The organism is Spirosoma taeanense (assembly GCF_013127955.1).
Classification (GTDB): Bacteria; Bacteroidota; Bacteroidia; order Cytophagales; family Spirosomataceae; genus Spirosoma; species Spirosoma taeanense.
On sequence record NZ_CP053435.1, the window covers coordinates 582,103 to 601,135 of the forward strand.

Consider the following 19,033-nt stretch of genomic DNA (forward strand, 5'->3'; position numbering starts at 1 on the left):
GATTAACCGGGGGAAAGGATTTAAAACAGCGCCCCAGCCCAGAGAATCACTTGCGTGGAAGCACTCCGAAGCAGGCTACTGCTCGTTTAAAGCCCAGTTGTATTCCAGGAAGGAAATGTCGGTATCCTTATTGATTTTGGTCTTCGAATACTTGTTCACCCAGTACTCAACTGATTTATTGTTCTCTTTCCAGTCGCCTTTATACCAGTCAAAGTATTTCGACAGGCTGGCTTTTTTAGGCGTAATGGCGTTTTTGGCCGGGTTATTCAAGAAATCCGAACCCTGGTCGTCTAGCTGAGCATCAAGCTTGTCGCCTGTATAGGCCTCATTTCGTAACCGGGGGCACGACCGGGCTGCACACACCAGCGCAAAGTGAATCCGTGGATCATTATAGTTTTTGCGCAGCGTACCATGCTCAATGTTATCAAGACTCATCGACTCGTCCCCAATCTTGAAAAACTTACTGGCCCAGGGCGTCGTCACGAATGGAATTTTGATTTTAGAGCCGATATCCTTGATGCTCTCGACTGGATAATGGTTCAGAATCAGTTGGATCGTATAGGCATTGTAGGCGTTAATCCAGTAAGCGATCTGATCATTTTTGCTCCATTTACTGGTTGGCGGGTTGCTGCTGATCATATCGAGATACTTCTTCAACTCTTTTTCCTCGCTTTTAAACCCTTTATAATTAACCAGCCCTTTGTCATTTACGTATTTTTTCAGGAGCCGATCATAAATGCTGTGATCAACGGGGGCGCTGGTTATCACGGCTTCAACCGGTGACTTAACGTCCGTAAAGGCTGTCAGATTTATCAGAATAAAGCCCGCAAGTGCGAACGTTATTCCTTTCAGCGTGTAGTGCTTCATAAAATTTCGTTTGTTTACGGTATATACGTTGGCTATCCGCAAAAGGTTTACCAGGACCGGAGCGGACTAATCGGTCTCCAATTCGTTTATGAACCTTAATTTAATCGGAAAAACGGCTCTTGTCTGCGGTAGTACGCAGGGAATTGGCCGGGCTACGGCCGTGGAACTGGCTCTGTTGGGCGCAAGTGTCGTTCTAATGGCCCGTAATAAAGAAGCGCTTAAAACGACGCTCAGAGCGCTGGATACGAGCAAAAACCAGACACACCGCTATCTCGTAGCCGATTTTAGCCAGCCGGGAGCGGTGGAAGCGGCCATTGCGCAGCATTTGGTGCAGTTTCCCGATCTGCATATACTTATTAACAATACGGGTGGACCGGCCGGCGGCCCTCTACTCGATGCGCCAGCAGACGCCTTCGTGCAGACGTTCCACAATCACCTGCTGAACAACCAGGCGCTAGTACAGGCGGTCGTACCCGCCATGCAGCGGGCGGGATATGGACGTATCGTTAACATCATCAGTACATCCGTAAAACAACCAATTGTGGGCCTGGGCGTGTCAAATACGATCCGGGGCGCTGTTGCCCAGTGGGCCAAGACGTTATCGCTGGAAATCGCCCGCTTCGGTATTACAGTCAACAATGTATTACCGGGCTATACCCAGACCGCCCGACTGGACGCTGTGCTGACTATGCGGGCTAAAGCAAGCGGGATAACCGAAGACGAGATGGCCGCCCAGATGGAACGTGAGATTCCGACCGGACGGTTCGTCCGACCGGAAGAGGTTGCTGCCGCGGCTGCGTTCCTATGCACACCCGCAGCCGCTTCTATCAACGGCATCAACGTACCGGTAGATGGCGGAAAGACGGGTAGCCTTTAAGACCATAACAGAGCACTATCCTGTAGACACGGCAGAACCTGGCTGCCCTTCTTACCTGGAAAAGCCCGTTAAACCAAACTGTTTTTAAAGGCGTATGCGACCATGCCGGCTGTGTTTTTGGTGCCGGTCTTTTCGAGGATTCGCAGCCGATGTCCTTCAACTGTGCGGGGGCTCAGGAAAATTTTCTCACTGATTTCGTTGGTAGATAAACCTTCACATATCAACATCAAAACTTCTTTTTCGCGCTCCGAGAGCAGGATTTTGCTGTTGTAGAACGCGTTGATCGGTTTGGTTACCGTGGTCTTGTTGGTCATCTTTCTGAGCATGGCCTTCGAGACGAACTCATTGAGGTAAACGCCCTCATCCATTACTTTCCGCACGGCTTTTTCAACCTCCCCCGCTTCGGCATCTTTCAGCAGGTACCCGCTAACGCCTTTCTCCAGCAGGTGCAGGACCATCCGGTCTTCATCGTGCATCGTCAGAACGACAATCTTAACGAGCGGATAGTTTTCTCGTAGGTAGTCGGCTGTGGCGGTGCCATCCATAACGGGCATCTGCAGATCAAGCAGCACTACGTCGGGCATTTTGCGCGGGATCCGATCAATCAGTTCCTGCCCGTTTCCAGCTTCCAGAATTAATTCAAAATCATGAATCTGACCCAGAATGGTGGCCATGCCAACCCGGAACAGGGTATGGTCGTCGCAAAGTGCCAATTTAATTTTACGCATGAGAGTGGGAAGGTAAAGGTTTAGTTGACTAGCCGGTTAGTCGGTCTATTGGCAAACGAAGTAAACAGTTTAACCAATAAATTTCTGACAAACAAACGAACGAACAGAGCGACACGCAAATCAGCTCTGTAAACTAGCGAGTTCCAGCTCGGGCAGGCGTACCTGCACGTGAATCTGCGACCCGCGGCCGGGTGCAACATCGAACGTTACGTAGCCTTCTACGACGCTCAGGCGGCTTTCAATATTACGTAAGCCCAAGCCACCCTGTTTATTTTCCATAACGGCGTCAAAATCAAAGCCAATGCCGTTGTCCAGCACGGACAACCGTACTTCTTGATCAAAACAATGCAGTTGAACGGTGATGAGTTTGGCCCGGGCGTGCCGAATCGCATTGTTAACCAATTCCTGCGTAATTCGATATAACATGAGGTTAAGTGCAGGCGGCAGGCTGGCTACCGTTTCAGTGCAGTCTAGCTGTACCTGCAACTCGCCGTCGGTTGCGCGATCGGCCAGTTCTTCAAGAGCGGGAAGCAATCCAAATCGTTCGAGCGTGGTCGGAACCAGGTCGCGGCTGATGCGCCGGACATTCGTCATTGTTTCGTCAATCATGGAGCGGGTTTTCTGAATCTGAAGGCTTGTACGAACGGTGGCGTCGCCGTTCATTTGCCGCTCCAGCTGATTGAGACTCATCTTGGTAACCGACAGCATCGTACCGATGCCGTCGTGCAGGTCTTCGGCCAGCCGCCTGCGTTCTTCTTCCTGCCCCCGAAACGTAGCGGCCATAAGCTCACGCCGGTGCTGCTCCTGCAACTCTTTGAGCGCAAGTTGTTGCTTTGCCTGCTTTTGTTGATAGTAGGCGACAAAAATGATGATGAACACCGCCATCATTAACAGCACGGCCGTTCCGACCGCAATTACAAAACCGGAGTCCATCGGCGTTGCGTTTACTTACGGCTCAATCCGATTAAAACAAAATTGAGCAAACTCATTTTGAATGTCAATTTCCGGGGCCTAGGATTGAGCGAATGGCAAAATTCACACCTATATCAGGTTCTTGTATTCATACTTACTGAACGAAAGGCCAACGGTTGCCAACAGTGAGAAAAGTATAAATAAAACCTGGCTTGCATTCCAATACCGGTCAAATTCCGCTGCGGGTACTTTATTTATGTCTTTGTACCAGTACTCGCTGAAAAGCACAATAAAGAATGTACCAGCGGCATAAATAAGTAAGCCCGCACTAAACCAGAACAAGGTGTGGATAGCAACATTTTTTATGCGCATATCCTGCAGAATTTTGTTAAAATAAGACAGGACCAGGCATATCGCAAAGACTCTGAAGATGATAAGGTCAATAGCGGATATTTCGTAACTTTTAAAAAAGATCAGGCCTATTGCCGAACAAATAAGTGTATAGAACAAAATTAAACGTTTGACCAGATGGCTTTCGAAACTATAGTAATAAATGCAGCCGACCAGAATAGTTTGAATAATAGCCTCGGAATTTTGTATGAATAAATTATTCTGTTTTAACAGAGAAAGCCACAGGGCGGTGGTATCCTGAATAAAATATAAAGCAAAAAATAAACCAATGAATTTTGACGTAGTGGGCAATAGCCGGTAGTTTACTATACTAATTAAAATAGGAAAGCCACCACTCAGTTGAGTAATAAAATCCAGAGGATATTTCTCGGCCTGTAGTAGTAGCTTTTCTATCACTGCGTTAATAGGATCTAGTCTTTTTAACGGCCGCAGTGTTGCGGGCAGGTGTGTCCATCGCCCAGGGCCTGACTCATCCCGTCGCTGCCCGCCATATCTTTCAATCCGCTGCTGCCCATACGTAGGAAGATATCCCGGCCGTCGGCGTCGACGCCGGTTAACAGCACACGGGGTTTGAGCTGGCCTTTGCCTTCTTCTGTGGGCCGGCCTTCGGCGTCTTCCCAGCGTTTGGCGTGGTGAACACGTAAGCCTACGCAGCCCGGCTGGCTCAATAAATACTGAATCTGGTTAAGGCCGAAGTACTCCGAGCGAACGTAATCCTCGTCGGTCAGGCCAGCGGCTAATTTACGGTCGCGGTACGCACCCGTCATTAATTTTGTTTCTTTCGGGTCCAGAAAACGGCCAACGTTTTCGTTGAAAATAGAATCCATACAGGTTTTGGGTAAAAGAATAGAAAGTGCCCGAAAGCTATCAATAAACGCCGGACTTGTCAATTCAGGACGGGGACAGTCTATATTTAACGGTAAATAATCGGCGCAATCAGGTAGTTCTACGTAATGGATTACGGGCTTATGCCTGATTTAGGAAGAACGGCCAAAAAGCGGGTTTTTGCGCTCGGAGAGAAAACCTTCGGATGCCTACCTTTGTATCGTAGCGGCCCGGTAATTAGTAGCCGGTAGAGAATCATCGCAAAAGACTTTTCTCATCTCATAGGTTAGGTTAATAAAAACGCCGGGGCAATTGCTCCGGCGCTTTTTTTTGCAGTAATACAGTAAAATCACCCGTCTGACCGGCAAGTTATTTTAATAGATTCAGCAGATATTGACCATAACCGCTCTTGACCAATGGACGGGCAATTTCGGTGAGTTGTTCGGCAGTGATGAATTTCATGCGGTAGGCAATCTCCTCAGGACAGCCGATCTTCAGCCCCTGACGCTCTTCAATGACGTGCACGAACTGTCCGGCCTGCATGAGCGATTCAAACGTACCCGTGTCGAGCCAGGCCGTTCCGCGGTCGAGAACGCCTACTTTCAGTTTTCCCTGTTCCAGATAGACCCGGTTCACATCCGTGATTTCCAGTTCACCCCGGGGGGACGGCTTAATGTTTTTCGCAATTTGAACGACCGAGTTGTCGTAAAAATACAGACCCGGTACGGCATAATGCGATTTAGGGTTCTGGGGTTTCTCTTCAATAGACAGAACGTTAAAGTCCTTATCGAACTCAACGACACCATAGCGTTCGGGGTCATGCACCTGATAGGCATAGACGACGCCCCCATCCGGATCGTTGTTGGCCTGCAGCAGTTTCGACAGGCCTGAGCCATAGAAAATATTGTCGCCCAGTACCAGGGCTACCTTATCATCCCCAATAAATTCTTCACCGATCAGGAAAGCCTGCGCCAGACCGTCTGGACTGGGCTGAACAGCATATTCAAAGCGGCAGCCAAGCCGTGTACCGTCGCCGAGGAGCTTTTCGAAATGCGGCAGATCATGGGGCGTTGAGATAATAAGAATCTCACGAATGCCCGCCAGCATCAGAATGGACAGCGGGTAATAAATCATCGGCTTATCGTAAACCGGCATCAGTTGTTTACTGACAGCCAGCGTAAGCGGATGAAGACGGGTACCGGAGCCTCCGGCCAGGATAATTCCTTTCATCTTGTATAAAGAGTGAAAGAGTGAAAGAGCGATTGAGTGACTTCAGCGTCGGCCGCCTTGCACTCGTTCACTCGTTGACTCTTTAACGATTTGCGTACATGCCTTCGTAATATTTCTGGTAGGCGCCGGAGGTGACGTTGTCTAACCATTCCTGGTTGGCCAGGAACCAGTCAACGGTTTTTTCAAGGCCCTGCTCAAACTGCAGCGATGGTTGCCAGCCCAGTTCGTTCATGATCTTGTGGGCATCAATCGCGTAACGCAGATCGTGCCCGGCGCGGTCGGTTACGTAGGTAATCAACTGCGTAGAAGTGCCCTCCGGCCGGCCGAGCTTACGGTCCATGATTGAACACAGCAGGTTAACCAAGTCGATGTTTTTCCATTCGTTGAAGCCGCCGATGTTGTAGGTATCACCCAGCTTTCCTTTGTGGAATACCGTATCAATAGCCCGGGCGTGATCGACGACGTATAGCCAGTCGCGGACGTTCTCGCCCTTGCCATAGACAGGCAGAGGTTTGCTGGTCTGAATGTTATGAATCATCAGCGGAATCAGCTTCTCGGGGAAGTGATTCGGGCCGTAATTGTTTGAGCAGTTCGACAGGACGACCGGGAGCTTGTAGGTATTGCCGTAGGCCCGCACGAAATGGTCCGACGCGGCTTTCGAAGCCGAGTAGGGCGACTGTGGGTCGTAGGGAGTTTCTTCGGTGAAGAAGTCCTCGGGATTGTGCAATGACCCATAAACCTCGTCGGTCGATACGTGGTAAAAGCGTTTGCCCTCAAAATTGCCCGCCCAGGCGGTTTTGGCTGCGTTCAGTAGGTTTACCGTTCCAACCACGTTGGTCATAACGAACGACATGGGGTCCGTAATGGAGCGGTCAACGTGCGACTCGGCCGCGAGGTGAATGACGCCGTCGAAAGGAATTTCGGCGAACATATCGTTCAGAAAACCGGCGTCCGTAATGTCGCCTTTAATGAACGTATAGTTCGGTTCGTTCTCGATGTCCGTCAGGTTGGCCAGGTTGCCGGCATACGTCAGTTTATCGAGGTTATAAATCTGATACTCGGGGTATTTGGTAACGAACAGCCGGACAACGTGCGATCCGATAAAGCCAGCTCCGCCGGTAATTAAGATTGTTTTCATGGTAGTTTGTTTGGTAGTCAATAGACTGTATAGCTGTTCAGGTGGCAGGTAAGGTCCCGGGCCTGGAACCAACTAAACAGCCGAACCTAACTTCTGCTGCCACCGCCATGCGTCGCGCAGCGATTCGCCCAACGTACGGCGGGTTGTCCAGTCCAGTACGTGATTGGCCTTCGTAACATCGGCATAGACCTGTTCGACATCACCCGGTCGGCGGGCCCCAATCTGGTAATTGAGTTTAACCCCTGTTTCCTGTTCAAACGTTTTAATGATGTTCAGAACCGTTTCGCCCCGGCCCGTTCCGATGTTAATGACGTCGTAGAACGAGTCCGCAGGATTCTCACCAAGTTTTCTGAGCGCCTGAACATGGGCTTCGGCCAGGTCCATGACGTGAATATAATCGCGGACGCAGGTGCCATCGGGCGTATTGTAGTCGTTGCCGTACACCGTCAGACTGTGGCGGATGCCGGCGGCCGTCTGCGTAATGAAAGGAACCAGGTTAGCCGGAACGCCCAGCGGCAGTTCGCCAATCTCCGCCGACGGGTGCGCACCAATGGGGTTGAAATAACGGAGTGCCAGCGCCCTGATGGGCGATTTCGACAGTACAGTGTCCCGGATAATATCTTCGCTGATCGCCTTGGTGTTGCCATAGGGCGACTGCGCCGGAAGCCGCGGTGTTTCTTCGGTTACGGGCAGCTGTTCGGGCTGGCCGTAAACTGTGCAGGACGACGAAAAAACAAGGCTCGGGACCTTGTATTTCGGCATCAGTTCCAGCAGCAACATCAGCGAGTCGAGGTTGTTGCGGTAATACATCAGTGGCTTCTGCACCGATTCGCCAACGGCCTTGTAAGCCGCGAAGTGAATAACGCCGGAAAAGGCTTCCTTCCGGAAGATATTTTCCATGGCCGTCTCGTCGTTGCAGTTGGCTGCGTAACATGTTACGTCGCGGCCCAAAATAACCCGCAGACCATCGAGTGCCGAACGCTCTGAATTGGAAAAATTATCAACGATAACCGGCTCGAAACCAGCTTCGACCAGCGAAACAACCGTGTGGGAGCCGATGAATCCTGCTCCGCCGGTGACCAGAATCTTGGGAGAATTGCCTGTAGGTGTCAAACCGTTTTATATAAAATTTTTGTTGTTACTTTAGCATAGCGGCCAGTGAAACCAGACAAAAGTAGTATATTCAGGAGGTTTGCGAAAGCAGTATTTATTCTGGGGCAATCCCTCAACGCAGTAAAAGGATATGAATGACAACGAATTAAAAGCCCTGATCTCACTGCTGGACGACGAAGACCAGGAGGTAGTCGAGCACGTTGAACAGCGAATCCGACAGATGGGCGGGCAAATGATACCGCTTTTGGAGACCGAATGGGAGGGGAGTTTTAACCCCGCTCTGCAGAAACGGATCGAGGAAATTATTCATGATTTGCAGTATGAATCGGTCCTGGACCGGATGCGCGACTGGAAAAACGGCGGGGCAATGGACCTGCTCGAAGGCCTGTGGATCGTGGCGACGTATCAATACCCGGACCTGTCGCTGCAGAAACTGAAGCAGGACGTTGAACAGCTTTATTATGACGTATGGCTCGATATCAAGCCCGATATGCACCCGACGGATCAGGTTCGGGCGATGAACAATGCGTTTTTTACCAAACTGAAGTTTGCGCCGAACACCAAGCATTTTCATTCGCCAGCCAACTCCATGATTAATCAGGTACTTGACACGCGTCGGGGAAACCCCATTACGTTGTGTGTGCTGTATATGCTGATTGCCAATCGGCTGAATCTGCCCGTTTATGGAGTCAACCTGCCGAATCTGTTCGTGCTGACGTATAAAAACAATAACGGGGTGCAGTTCTATATTAATGTCTTTAACCGGGGACTGGTGTTCTCCAAAAAAGACATTGACCAGTATATCGATCAGCTGAATCTGAAACAGCTTGATACGTTCTATCAGCCCTGCACCAACGCCGACATTGTCCGGCGTGTGCTGCGGAACCTAACGCTGGCCTTTGAGAAAAATGGCGACACTGACCGGGTTCGGGAAGTTGAGCGAATCCTGGATGCGGTTAAAGACGACGGCGACGGTCTGCCGCTGTCAGATTACACCCAGCGGTAAAAAGACGCGGGGACGTAACACTGTAAATGTATTCTACAGGGTTACGTCCCTATCTTTTTCTAAAAAGCCACCGCCAGCAGGCCCGGCCCGACTCGAAAACACTGCACGCTTAGCTGCTCTTCGTGGTCGGGCAAGCGAACGTGTCCAATAAGCTGTTCGGCTCCATCCTTGAAGGGTTCTACATGCAGATGTTCGCGGAAACTCAGCTGCCGTTTTCCATACAGTTTATAGAGCGATTCTTTAGCACACCAGTAAACAGCGAGCCGGTTTGGGTCGCCGGCCGCATGCGTAATCTCATCTTCCGATAAAACGCGCGGCACTACGCGCCGAAACTGGTCGCGGATGGGTTCGATGTCGATGCCGACCGGCCGAACCCGATGCAGCACCGCGGCCGCCCAGCCAATCGTATGGGAAAGGGATACGTGCCAGGGCGAATCAATCAGATGCGGCTTTCCAAACTCATCTTTCTCCAATCCCAGATACGTCATGCCCTGCGCTTCGGCCAGCTGCTGAACAGCCACTCGGCAGGCCAGCCATTCTACCCGCTGAGCTGGATGGCTGATACTCCCCAGCTCGTCCAGCTCCGGAGTCGTTAAGAGTAAGCCTGACCGGAGCATTGACTCGTCTTCGGTGATTGGCCGGAGCGTTACGGTGCAGTCGTTGTTAATTTGTAGATTCAAGGTGGCAGTGTAAAAGCAAACAGTCAAAAGTCGGAAGTCGTTTGGGAAAAAGAAAGGTTAGGTGTTTGCCTTGCACGGCTTATTTTTTCTTAGCGACCTTTGCGCTGTGATTATTGAAAAACTCGACACCTTCGGTGGCCACCGCGATAGTGTGTATGCGCTTGAACGCGGCCCACAGCCCGAACAGTTCTTTTCGACGGGGGGCGACGGTATGGTTGTGCGCTGGCAACTGGACCGGCCCGACCTGGGTGAACTGGTCGCCCGGGTACCTGCATCGGTGTATGCCTTAGCGCTGCATCCAACCAGCGGCCTGCTCTGGGTGGGACAGAATTACGAAGGGCTCCACCTGATCGACCCCGCTCAGAAGCAGGAGGTGGCCTCGCTCAAACTCACGTCGGCAGCCATTTTTGATATCAAATTTTACCGGAACGACGCGTTTGCCGCCCTGGCCGACGGCGTGGTGGCAGTCATTGACACCGAGCTACTTGTTGTTCGGAAGCATCTGAAAGCGTCGGATCAGTCAGCGCGGTGTATAGCCGTCAATCCGGTCGAACGGGAGTTAGCAGTCGGCTATAGTGATAACAGCGTACGAATTTTTGACCTTGTCTCCTACGATCTGAAACGCGTTATTCCGGCGCACACGAATTCGGTCTTTACGGTGGTCTACTCGCCAGATTTCCGGTTCCTGCTCACGGCCGGGCGTGATGCTCACCTGAAAGTCTGGGACGCCGAGAACCAGTATGTTCTGAGTCAGGACGTAGTGGCGCACATGTTCGCCATCAACCATCTGGTCTATAATCCAGAGGGGAATCTACTGGCCACGGCGAGCATGGACAAATCCATCAAGATCTGGGATGCCGAAACATTTCGATTGCTGAAAGTTGTCGACCGCGCCCGACACGCCGGACACGGTACGTCGATTAATAGACTACTATGGACGGCTTACGATAACCAGTTGCTGTCGGCTAGTGACGATCGAACAATATCGGTCTGGAAACTGAGCTGAAAACCCGGATTCAGACCAGAAAAGCGGATTTCTATTGCTCTTTTTTGTTTAATCCGTATAATGGGTGTTACTTCACCTTAAACAGGTACCTCACTAAATACCTAAACCGAAGCACACCGATGAAAATTACGGCCATCGAAATCCGGCAGCATACGTTTGAGCGCGCGTTGCGCGGTTACAAACCTGAAGATGTGGATGCCTTTCTGGTTTCTTTGTCCCAGGAGTGGGAGCGCGTAACCGGAGAATATAAAATGCTGAAAATGCAGCTTGAACTGGCCGAGAAAGAGCTGGGTAAGCTGAAAGAGGTTGAGATGACGTTGTTCCGAACCCTCAAGACGGCTGAAGATACTAGTAACCAGATCACCGACCAGGCTAACAAAGCAGCTGAACAATACCTGAGCGAAGCCCGACAGAAATCAGACGATATGCTGGCCGACGCCCGCAAACGTTCGGCGCTGATGGTTCAGGATGCCGAGAATCAGGCTCGCTATCTGAAAGATAACATTCTGAACGATTTACGGGCGCTGGAAAACGACTTCAAGGCGCTGGAAGGCTACAAGGAAAATCTGGCAACGCAGATACGCGCCCTGGCCGGTAATGCAGTTGACAGCGTAGATCGCTTCGAGAAAAAGTTTGTTAAACAGAATCTGAAAGGCAAAATTGATGAGGTTGCCAACCAGATTACCGACGAACTGAACCAGCAGGACAATCAGAAACGTGCTGGCGAAGACAACGGCGCGAACGCAGCGGCCACGAATGAACCGTCGAACTCAGCTGCTGATCTGCCTCCGTTGTTTGAACGGGAAACCGCCGTGCCGGAAGCTATACCCGTCGATGAGCCAATGCTAGCTAAGATTGACGACGCAATTGATCACACAACGAAGTCGGCTAACAGCGCAGAACTAAGCGGAACGGCCGAAACCAGTCAAACTACAGAGCCGGCAATAGCGGAAGCAAACTCATCTGAACAAACCGACGATGAAGCAAAACCGGTTGAGGTAGCCGAGGAAACCCAGCCCCGGAAAGGCGGGTCGTTTTTCGATCAGATTTAAGTAGCTGAGGCTGGAACCTATTAACGAATTAGCACCCGGAGCCAGTCTGTTCTACAATCTACATGGGAACAATTGCATTAGAAGGTCTCGAATTCTTTTCCTACCATGGTTATTACGACGAGGAGCAGAAGATCGGGAATAAATACTCGGTCGATATTATCGTAACGGCCGACTTCTCGGAAGCCGCCCGGCGCGACCGCTTAAGCGCGACGGTTAATTATGAAGAGCTGTATCGGCTGACAGCCAACGTTATGCGGCAGCCGGCCCGGTTGCTGGAGCACATTGCGCATCGGATCATCGAGGAAATTCGCGCGGCCTATCCTGATCTGGAATCTGTTGAAGTCAGCGTTTCTAAATTCAATCCGCCTATCGGGGGCGTTTGCCATCGGGCAAAAATTACGCTGAGGGAGTAATTAAGTAACTAAAAGCGGAGGGCACTGTGACTATTCGTAGCCAGTGCCCTCCGCTTTTAGTTACGCTTTAAACAGCCTGCTGTAAACCAGCAAAGGAAATTGCCATGTGGGAGGCATCGTAAACGCACTCGCCATTGCGAATTAACAAAACCTGGGGAGATTCGTGCTCTACGCCAAATTCGCTCACAATTTTATTTGAAATCGGCCGGTTGGCGTGCAAATCAAGGTAATATGGTTTCACGCCCAGTTGGTCGCTCCAGTTGCGTTCCATACGGCTGAGGGCCATTGCGCTGATTGAGCAGGTCGTGCTATGCTTAAAAATCAGCACCGGCTGCTTTGCCGACTCCTCTTTGATTTCGTCGAGTTGAGCGGCACTCGTTAATTTATTCCAATTCATGGCATAGGTATTCTACGGTCATAGAAGCATTTTTATGCCTGAAAAGTTCGTCATTCTTCCAGACAGGGTTTCTACGCTCCAATCATTTCAGGCGATTGCCGTTTTAAGCACTCGGCGTTCTTACTGTGCTCAGGGCTGCTTGTTTTAGTTCCCAACTGCACGTAACCAAAAAGGTTACTGTTTTTCTGTTCAGTCTAAGCCACCAGGCCTCTGTACGGGTCAACCCTCGAAGGTTTGGAGCCGAGTTCGTAGCTTTGTGCGTATAACCAACCGTATTCCGGCTTGATTTCGGAACTTTATAATACTTCTATTCGGGCTTATCAGGCGCTGCTTCAACTGATCGCGCCTATAAATCCTAAAGCCCGGTTGTGGGTAGAAGGTCGGCGAAGCTGGGCGGCCGTCTTGTCTAAAAAATTAGCTGAAAGCCATACAAGCGGACCTGTTGCCTGGTTCCATGCCGCTTCGCTGGGTGAGTTTGAGCAGGGACGTCCGGTCATTGAAGCTTTTCGAACGCAATATCCCGATTACCGAATCCTGCTGACGTTTTTCTCTCCTTCAGGCTATGAGGTACGTAAAAACTATGCAGGCGCCGATTACGTCGTATACTTACCGGCCGATACGCCTGCCAATGCCCGCCGGTTCGTTGAACTGGTGAAGCCGCAGCTTGCGTTTTTCATCAAATACGAATTCTGGTACAACTATCTGCGTGAGCTAAAAGCAGCCCAGGTACCCGTAATCTCATTCTCAGCCATCTTCCGGCCAGACCAGTTGTTCTTCAAACCGTACGGCGGCTTCTACCGGAACCTCTTGGGCTACTTCGATCATATTCTGGTTCAGAATTCGCAATCAGTTGACTTATTGAAGCGTATTGGCATTACGTCCGTTACGTTGGCGGGCGATACGCGCTTTGACCGGGTAGCGCAGGTGGCAGCCGCCCGCCGGAAAATTCCCGTGGCGAAGGCCTTCAAGAATAGCCAGCCGCTGCTGGTCGTTGGCAGCGCCTGGCAGGCCGATATGGACATTCTGATTCCGTTTCTGAACCAGTTTACAAAGCCGCTAAAAGTCATTATTGCCCCGCACGATATTCATGAGGACGAAATCGAACGCTGGCGCTCGCAGTTCACAAAACCTTCCAGACGCTTCTCGCAAACCAGCGAAACGGATGTTTCGAGTGGGGAAATCCTGTTTATTGACAACGTAGGCATGCTGTCGTCGCTGTATCAATATGGAGAGTTTGCTTATATCGGTGGAGCGTTTGGGAAAGGGCTCCATAACATCTTAGAAGCGGCCACGTTCGGAATGCCGTTATTTTTTGGGCCTCGTTACGGTAAATTTCAGGAAGCCATCGATCTGATGAGCGAAGGCGCGGCTTTTCCGGTTAACAATACCGCTGAGTTGACGGCTGCCTTTGCGCGCCAGTACGCCGATCGGTCGCGGGCGGCTCAGGTTAGCCACGATTACGTGCAGCGGAACATTGGCGCAACCGCGCAGGTTATGAAGGTTGTAACGAATTTATTGAGCGGAAGAGCAAACCGGAACGCCGGACCGGAGTGAAAGAGCGATCTAGACGTGATTCATTCCTTTCTTTCACTCGTTCACCTTTTCACTCTGTACGTCATTGCAACAAGGCTTAGTTATCCGCTCTACCGGTTCGTGGTACGACGTGCGCGACACGGACGGGCATATCTTTCAGGGCCGTCTGAAGGGCAAATTTAAAATAGCCGGGCTAAAGGTGACCAACCCGATTGCCGTTGGCGACCGGGTAACCTTTGAGGTGGAAGATGAAGCTGAAAATACGGCCGTTATTACCGACATTGCCCCCCGCGAGAATTACATTATCCGACAGTCGGTCCATAAAACGGCCCATGGTCATATTCTGGCGGCCAATCTCGACCAGGCCGTGCTGCTGGCTACGCTTACGCTGCCGCGTACTTCGTTGGGTTTCATTGACCGCTTTCTGGTTTCCGCGGAGTCGTTTCGGATACAAACGACGATTGTCTTTAATAAGGCCGACATTCTGAACGACGAAGGGCTGGCATTTCAGCAGGAAATCATGGATATGTACGAGCGGATTGGCTACCGGTGTCTGGCAACGTCGGCGACCGAAGGAGAAGGAGTAGAGGCTTTTCGGCAGTTGCTCGATCATAAAGTAACGTTGCTGTCCGGCCACTCAGGCGTGGGCAAATCGTCGCTGGTCAACGCCATTGCGCCCGAGCTGAATCTACGAACAAACGAGGTATCGACGTTCGCCAATAAAGGCGTTCATACGACTACGTTCGCCGAAATGTTTGAGCTGGCGCCCGACACGTACATTATCGACACGCCGGGCATCAAAGAACTTGGTCTGATTGATACGTCTAAAGAGGAAATCGGCCACTATTTTCCCGAGATGCGTAATCGCCTGAACCAGTGCCGATTTCACAACTGCCTGCATATCAACGAGCCCGGTTGCGCCATAAAAGACGCCGTGGCTGAAGGTGAAATAGCCGAAAGCCGATACATGAGCTACCTGAGCATGATGGAAGGCGGAGACAATCGACGCTGATTACAGCACTCCTTCTTCGGTCAGGATGGTCGCTACATTCAATGTTACGTCGTCCATAACCGGAACCGTGGTATCCCAGTTAACCGTAATCCAGTTTTCGTCCTTTGTCGCTACCAAGACTTTTTTCGATTGAGTCGTAATCCAGATAACCCGCTCTGTACCAAAGTCGAGCATGGTCTGTGTTTTCTGATAAACGTAATCCTGCTCCATCGCCGGAAAGGCTTCCAGATCGACCTTTATATCAACCTCGACAACAACCTTTGGCGCAACGTCAAAAAACTTTCCTTTGATGGTTACCTTGTCCTTCTCATAGAAGGCGATGTCATTGGCCAGATTACCGCCTAATTGGATATGTAAACCAGGTTCATTTGTGACTACCCAATAGGCTTTGCGATCAGTATGGTTTCCCAGATACAGATACAAAGCAGATACAATAATTGCCTGTAGGTCGCTACAACCCATGATTTCGCCGGGGGTTTTACGTTTAGCCAAAACATCTTTATAGCCCTTGCGGTACAAGGGTTTCCCGTTGAGTGTCTCATAAATCAGGTAGGATGGAATGGCCTGTTGTGCTGCTTCAGGTTCCATCGTTGTTAATTCTGCTGCCATAGCCTTACGATTTAAGCCAATATACAAAGGTTTTGGACACTATAACGCGGACATCTCCGGTGTTATGTTGCTTAGTTCGTCATTGCAGCCAGCAAATCGGCCTGCGTAATGATGTGGATCTGCTCTTTCTCATCCCGGACGAGCAATGCTTTGTTTTCCCGGTCAATCAGCGACGAAAGCGCATCAATCGTGTTGTCTAAGCCGACAAATTTGAACGGCTTGTCCATGACTTCGCTGACGGGGTGATCTTTGACGGCCGGATCTTCGATGAGTCTGTTTAACACCGTCGAATCGGTCAGGCTGCCGACAATCTGGCCGCTCTCATCCGTAACTGGAATCTGCGAGATACCGTACCGATTCAGCACCTGAATGGCCTGACTGACCGAAACGCCCGAGCCGATTGTGGTGAGCTGCGATTGCCGATTCGTCGCCCCGCCATTTTTGCTGTGAACGATATCGCGGGCCGTCTTGAACGCGCGGTCTTCCAGAAAGCCGTGGTCCTTCATCCAGGCGTCGTTGTAAATCTTGGCGAGATAACGCGTACCGTGGTCGGGCAGCAGAATTACCATGACATCATCGTCGGTGAGGTTGTCTTTAGCCCACTCCAGGGCTCCGTGTACCGCCGTACCGCACGACCAGCCGACAAACAAGCCTTCTTCGCGCGAGAGCCGCCGGGCCATGATGGCCGCGTCCTTATCGGTGACTTTAATAAACTGGTCGATGACGTCGAAGTCTACGTTCTGCGGGAGGATATCCTCGCCGATGCCTTCGGTCAGGTAAGGATAGATTTCGCCGGGGTCGAAAATGCCGGTTTCCTTATATTTCTTGAACACCGAGCCGAAGGTGTCCAGACCCAGTGTGAACAGATCCGGGTTCTTCTCTTTCAGAAATTTCGCCGTACCGCTGATAGTACCACCCGTACCGACGCTGGCCGCAAAGTGGGTAATCCTGCCGTCGGTATCCCGCCAGATTTCGGGGCCGGTGGTGTCGTAGTGCGCAGCCGTATTCGACAGATTGTCGTACTGATTGGGATACAGTGAGTTGGGAATGTCGCGGTTAAGTTTCTTCGCGACTGAGTAATATGAGCGCGGGTCGTCGGGCGCGACATTCGTTGGGCAGACAACGACTTCAGCGCCTACCGCCCGCAGAATATCAATCTTTTCCTTAGACTGTTTATCGGCCATCGTAAAGATGCACTTGTAGCCTTTGGCAATGGCTGTTAGGGCCAGACCGAAGCCTGTGTTACCGCTGGTGCCTTCGATAATCGTGCCGCCGGGTTTGAGAATTCCCTGTTTTTCGGCGTCCTCGATCATGCGAATAGCGATGCGATCTTTCACCGAGTTGCCGGGGTTGAAGTACTCGACTTTCGCCAGAATTGTGCCCCGAATCCCTTTTGTTACGTGATTCAGCTTGACTAAGGGCGTATTGCCAATGGTATCGACGATGGTGTTGTAGTAGTTCATGACGGTTGAGTTTTGTTGTACTGGTTCAGGAAGCCGGTCACCTGCTTATGAAAATGAGCGAAGCTGCGAGATTGTTTAGCCAGTTCATCGAAGTCTGCTCTTTCAGCAATGGCCTGAGCTATTCGATCCATATTTGGTCCGCTATTGTTCCCTTTATAGAGAAGCCGCTTTAGTTCGTCCTGCGGTTTGCCTTCTACACCATTTACCGCAAATCTGGATGCCACACCAGTTTTATACGCTTGGTATGACAGCCAGTGCTCAATGGCTTGAACGGGTACGAAATGCACAATTTGTTGGCCGTATTTTTTATAATTTTCCCCTAGTGCATTCAGAATAATTTTGCACTCTGCAGCGTGTTTTGCCTGCTCAGGCTCGTGGTCAGCAACGTCTAAATCAACACCTACTATTATGAGTTGATGGTTTTGTTGTATAGCCAAAGAGCAGAAATCGGCGGCCTCTTTTAAAACCTTCGATTTGCCAGCGTCTCCACCTTTGAATCCAATACGGCTACGAATCGCCTTAACTCCGTATTGAGAAGAAATCAGTTTTAGATAAGTTGGTATAAATGCATATTCAGCGTATCCCTCTGCTATAAGCGTGTATTCTAGCCGGTTCTCGTGCTTCATAGCTCATCTGCTGGTACACCGCCGATTAATCCATACATCCATCTTTCACCTAAGTCAGCTGTGAAATCTATTTTTTTCAAACCAAGCTTCTCGCTTTCGCGATGCGATGGCTCAATAATATCTTTTCGAAGGTTTCGAACTGTGGTTGCACCAGTTTCTTCATCTTTATCAAATACAAAGACTGATTCAGGTATTGCCGAAAAGGCGTTAACAACATGCTCATTGTGTGTAGTCATGATGATTTGCACCCCCTTTTCCTCTGCTAACGCGAAAACCAGTTTCATCACCTCCCAGATTCTTCGTGGGTGGATACCCCGTTCAGGTTCCTCCAGTAGAAGTAACCTTGGAGGATTAGGTTGATTAACAATACATAGTAAGATCAAAAAATACAATACACCCTCTGACACTTCACTTGCCCAGTAACTTGCTTCATGTTTATCAAAAAACCTTAACCCAAGCATATTCTCACCCTCAACAGGAGGTGTTCTAAACCGGGCTATTTCAGGAACACATCTTGACAGGTCGGATTGTATCTTGACAGAATTTTCTTCGTGATTATTGAAAATTGAGAAATAAAAGGGAATTAGGTTCGAACCATCAGGTGCTAATTCTACATTGCTACCTGATAATTTGGCTGCATGGATCAGTTTAGAGGGGTCTGGCCGGAAGATTTTTGTTCTAACAAAATCGAAAAATTCTCGTCTATGCCCACCTTCAACTTTACCTTCATTTACTATTCCACTATGGGTTGTAAACCAATCACTAATGGTGCTTTTGACTTCATATGAATTATTTTGTTCCTCAACTATATAGCTTTGATTGAAGTGATATATATCATATCCATCTTCATTATAATTAGTAGCTATAAAGCCTGAAGAATCAGGTACAAATTCAAACTTGCTTGTTAAATCAATCCTTTGGTGTTTATAGCTAATCGACTCAAGATCAGCAATACGGTGCAAGTCTAGCCCACGTGCTGTAAAAAACTCCAGCGCCTTCAGGAAATTTGTTTTGCCTGAGTTGTTCGGGCCGATGAGTAAGTTGACTTTTTGCAGGTCGAGCGTTACGTCTTTCAGGCTCTTGAAGTTCTGGATGGATACGCGCTTCAACATGGTCTTAGGCGATTAGTGAGCGG

General features: G+C 50.1%; 21 protein-coding genes. 7 read left to right on the forward strand and 14 right to left on the reverse strand.

Annotation, left to right across the window (positions count from 1 at the left end; translation table 11 throughout):
* Positions 1–75 precede the first annotated feature (75 nt).
* A complete protein-coding gene (locus HNV11_RS02560) occupies positions 76–867 on the reverse strand; it encodes a DUF547 domain-containing protein (RefSeq protein WP_171738166.1) in 792 nt (263 codons plus the stop codon).
* An 88-nt stretch (positions 868–955) separates the two neighbouring features.
* Between HNV11_RS02560 and HNV11_RS02565 the strand changes: the two genes are divergently transcribed.
* The gene (locus tag HNV11_RS02565; protein WP_171738167.1) at positions 956–1,744 is read left to right on the forward strand and encodes an SDR family oxidoreductase; all 789 of its coding nucleotides are present in this window, start codon (positions 956–958) and stop codon (positions 1,742–1,744) included.
* 68 nt (positions 1,745–1,812) lie between these two features.
* On the opposite strand, the gene HNV11_RS02570 is transcribed toward HNV11_RS02565, so the two are convergent.
* The 7 genes from HNV11_RS02570 to galE all read right to left on the reverse strand — a co-directional run bounded on the left by HNV11_RS02570 (position 1,813) and on the right by galE (position 8,101).
* Positions 1,813–2,472 (reverse strand): response regulator transcription factor, encoded by a 660-nt coding sequence (locus HNV11_RS02570; RefSeq protein ID WP_171738168.1) that lies wholly within the window; start codon positions 2,470–2,472, stop codon positions 1,813–1,815.
* A 120-nt stretch (positions 2,473–2,592) separates the two neighbouring features.
* Positions 2,593–3,405, reverse strand: a complete 813-nt coding sequence (locus HNV11_RS02575; protein ID WP_171738169.1) for a sensor histidine kinase — start codon at positions 3,403–3,405, stop codon at positions 2,593–2,595.
* Positions 3,406–3,513: 108 nt separating this feature from the next.
* Positions 3,514–4,191: a hypothetical protein gene (locus HNV11_RS02580; protein WP_171738170.1), complete on the reverse strand. Its 678-nt coding sequence runs from the start codon at positions 4,189–4,191 to the stop codon at positions 3,514–3,516.
* Between the two features lie 23 nt (positions 4,192–4,214).
* The gene (locus HNV11_RS02585; RefSeq protein ID WP_171738171.1) at positions 4,215–4,622 is read right to left on the reverse strand and encodes a PH domain-containing protein; all 408 of its coding nucleotides are present in this window, start codon (positions 4,620–4,622) and stop codon (positions 4,215–4,217) included.
* A 367-nt stretch (positions 4,623–4,989) separates the two neighbouring features.
* Entirely contained in the window at positions 4,990–5,850 is an 861-nt protein-coding gene (gene rfbA / locus HNV11_RS02590; RefSeq protein ID WP_171738172.1) for a glucose-1-phosphate thymidylyltransferase RfbA, read from the reverse strand.
* A gap of 82 nt (positions 5,851–5,932) precedes the next feature.
* Positions 5,933–6,988: a dTDP-glucose 4,6-dehydratase gene (gene rfbB / locus HNV11_RS02595; protein WP_171738173.1), complete on the reverse strand. Its 1,056-nt coding sequence runs from the start codon at positions 6,986–6,988 to the stop codon at positions 5,933–5,935.
* Between the two features lie 72 nt (positions 6,989–7,060).
* A complete protein-coding gene (gene galE / locus HNV11_RS02600; protein WP_171738174.1) occupies positions 7,061–8,101 on the reverse strand; it encodes a UDP-glucose 4-epimerase GalE in 1,041 nt (346 codons plus the stop codon).
* Positions 8,102–8,231: 130 nt separating this feature from the next.
* Here galE and HNV11_RS02605 point away from each other — a divergent pair, with 130 nt between their 5' ends.
* Entirely contained in the window at positions 8,232–9,107 is an 876-nt protein-coding gene (locus HNV11_RS02605) for a transglutaminase-like domain-containing protein (protein ID WP_171738175.1), read from the forward strand.
* A gap of 59 nt (positions 9,108–9,166) precedes the next feature.
* Here the strand turns inward: HNV11_RS02605 and HNV11_RS02610 are convergent, their stop codons facing one another.
* Positions 9,167–9,787 (reverse strand): 4'-phosphopantetheinyl transferase family protein, encoded by a 621-nt coding sequence (locus HNV11_RS02610; protein ID WP_171738176.1) that lies wholly within the window; start codon positions 9,785–9,787, stop codon positions 9,167–9,169.
* A 106-nt stretch (positions 9,788–9,893) separates the two neighbouring features.
* Between HNV11_RS02610 and HNV11_RS02615 the strand changes: the two genes are divergently transcribed.
* The 3 genes from HNV11_RS02615 (at position 9,894) to folB (ending at position 12,258) form a co-directional block, all read left to right on the forward strand.
* A complete protein-coding gene (locus HNV11_RS02615; RefSeq protein ID WP_171738177.1) occupies positions 9,894–10,793 on the forward strand; it encodes a WD40 repeat domain-containing protein in 900 nt (299 codons plus the stop codon).
* A 119-nt stretch (positions 10,794–10,912) separates the two neighbouring features.
* Positions 10,913–11,845, forward strand: a complete 933-nt coding sequence (locus HNV11_RS02620) for a DivIVA domain-containing protein (protein WP_171738178.1) — start codon at positions 10,913–10,915, stop codon at positions 11,843–11,845.
* 62 nt (positions 11,846–11,907) lie between these two features.
* Entirely contained in the window at positions 11,908–12,258 is a 351-nt protein-coding gene (gene folB, locus HNV11_RS02625) for a dihydroneopterin aldolase (protein WP_171738179.1), read from the forward strand.
* A gap of 67 nt (positions 12,259–12,325) precedes the next feature.
* Here the strand turns inward: folB and ytxJ are convergent, their stop codons facing one another.
* Positions 12,326–12,655: a bacillithiol system redox-active protein YtxJ gene (ytxJ, locus tag HNV11_RS02630; protein ID WP_171738180.1), complete on the reverse strand. Its 330-nt coding sequence runs from the start codon at positions 12,653–12,655 to the stop codon at positions 12,326–12,328.
* 282 nt (positions 12,656–12,937) lie between these two features.
* Between ytxJ and HNV11_RS02635 the strand changes: the two genes are divergently transcribed.
* Both HNV11_RS02635 and rsgA read left to right on the forward strand, forming a co-directional pair.
* Entirely contained in the window at positions 12,938–14,209 is a 1,272-nt protein-coding gene (locus tag HNV11_RS02635; RefSeq protein ID WP_171738181.1) for a 3-deoxy-D-manno-octulosonic acid transferase, read from the forward strand.
* Positions 14,210–14,273: 64 nt separating this feature from the next.
* Positions 14,274–15,200 (forward strand): ribosome small subunit-dependent GTPase A, encoded by a 927-nt coding sequence (rsgA, locus tag HNV11_RS02640; RefSeq protein ID WP_171738182.1) that lies wholly within the window; start codon positions 14,274–14,276, stop codon positions 15,198–15,200.
* On the opposite strand, the gene HNV11_RS02645 is transcribed toward rsgA, so the two are convergent.
* The 4 genes from HNV11_RS02645 to HNV11_RS02660 form a co-directional block, all read right to left on the reverse strand.
* Entirely contained in the window at positions 15,201–15,809 is a 609-nt protein-coding gene (locus HNV11_RS02645) for a PDDEXK family nuclease (RefSeq protein ID WP_171738183.1), read from the reverse strand.
* A gap of 71 nt (positions 15,810–15,880) precedes the next feature.
* The gene (locus HNV11_RS02650) at positions 15,881–17,272 is read right to left on the reverse strand and encodes a cystathionine beta-synthase (RefSeq protein WP_171738184.1); all 1,392 of its coding nucleotides are present in this window, start codon (positions 17,270–17,272) and stop codon (positions 15,881–15,883) included.
* A complete protein-coding gene (locus HNV11_RS02655) occupies positions 17,269–17,898 on the reverse strand; it encodes a hypothetical protein (RefSeq protein ID WP_171738185.1) in 630 nt (209 codons plus the stop codon). Before HNV11_RS02655 ends, HNV11_RS02650 begins: the two co-directional genes overlap by 4 nt.
* Positions 17,895–19,010, reverse strand: coding sequence for an AAA family ATPase (locus tag HNV11_RS02660; RefSeq protein ID WP_171738186.1), 1,116 nt, complete (start codon positions 19,008–19,010; stop codon positions 17,895–17,897). Before HNV11_RS02660 ends, HNV11_RS02655 begins: the two co-directional genes overlap by 4 nt.
* Positions 19,011–19,033 lie beyond the last annotated feature (23 nt).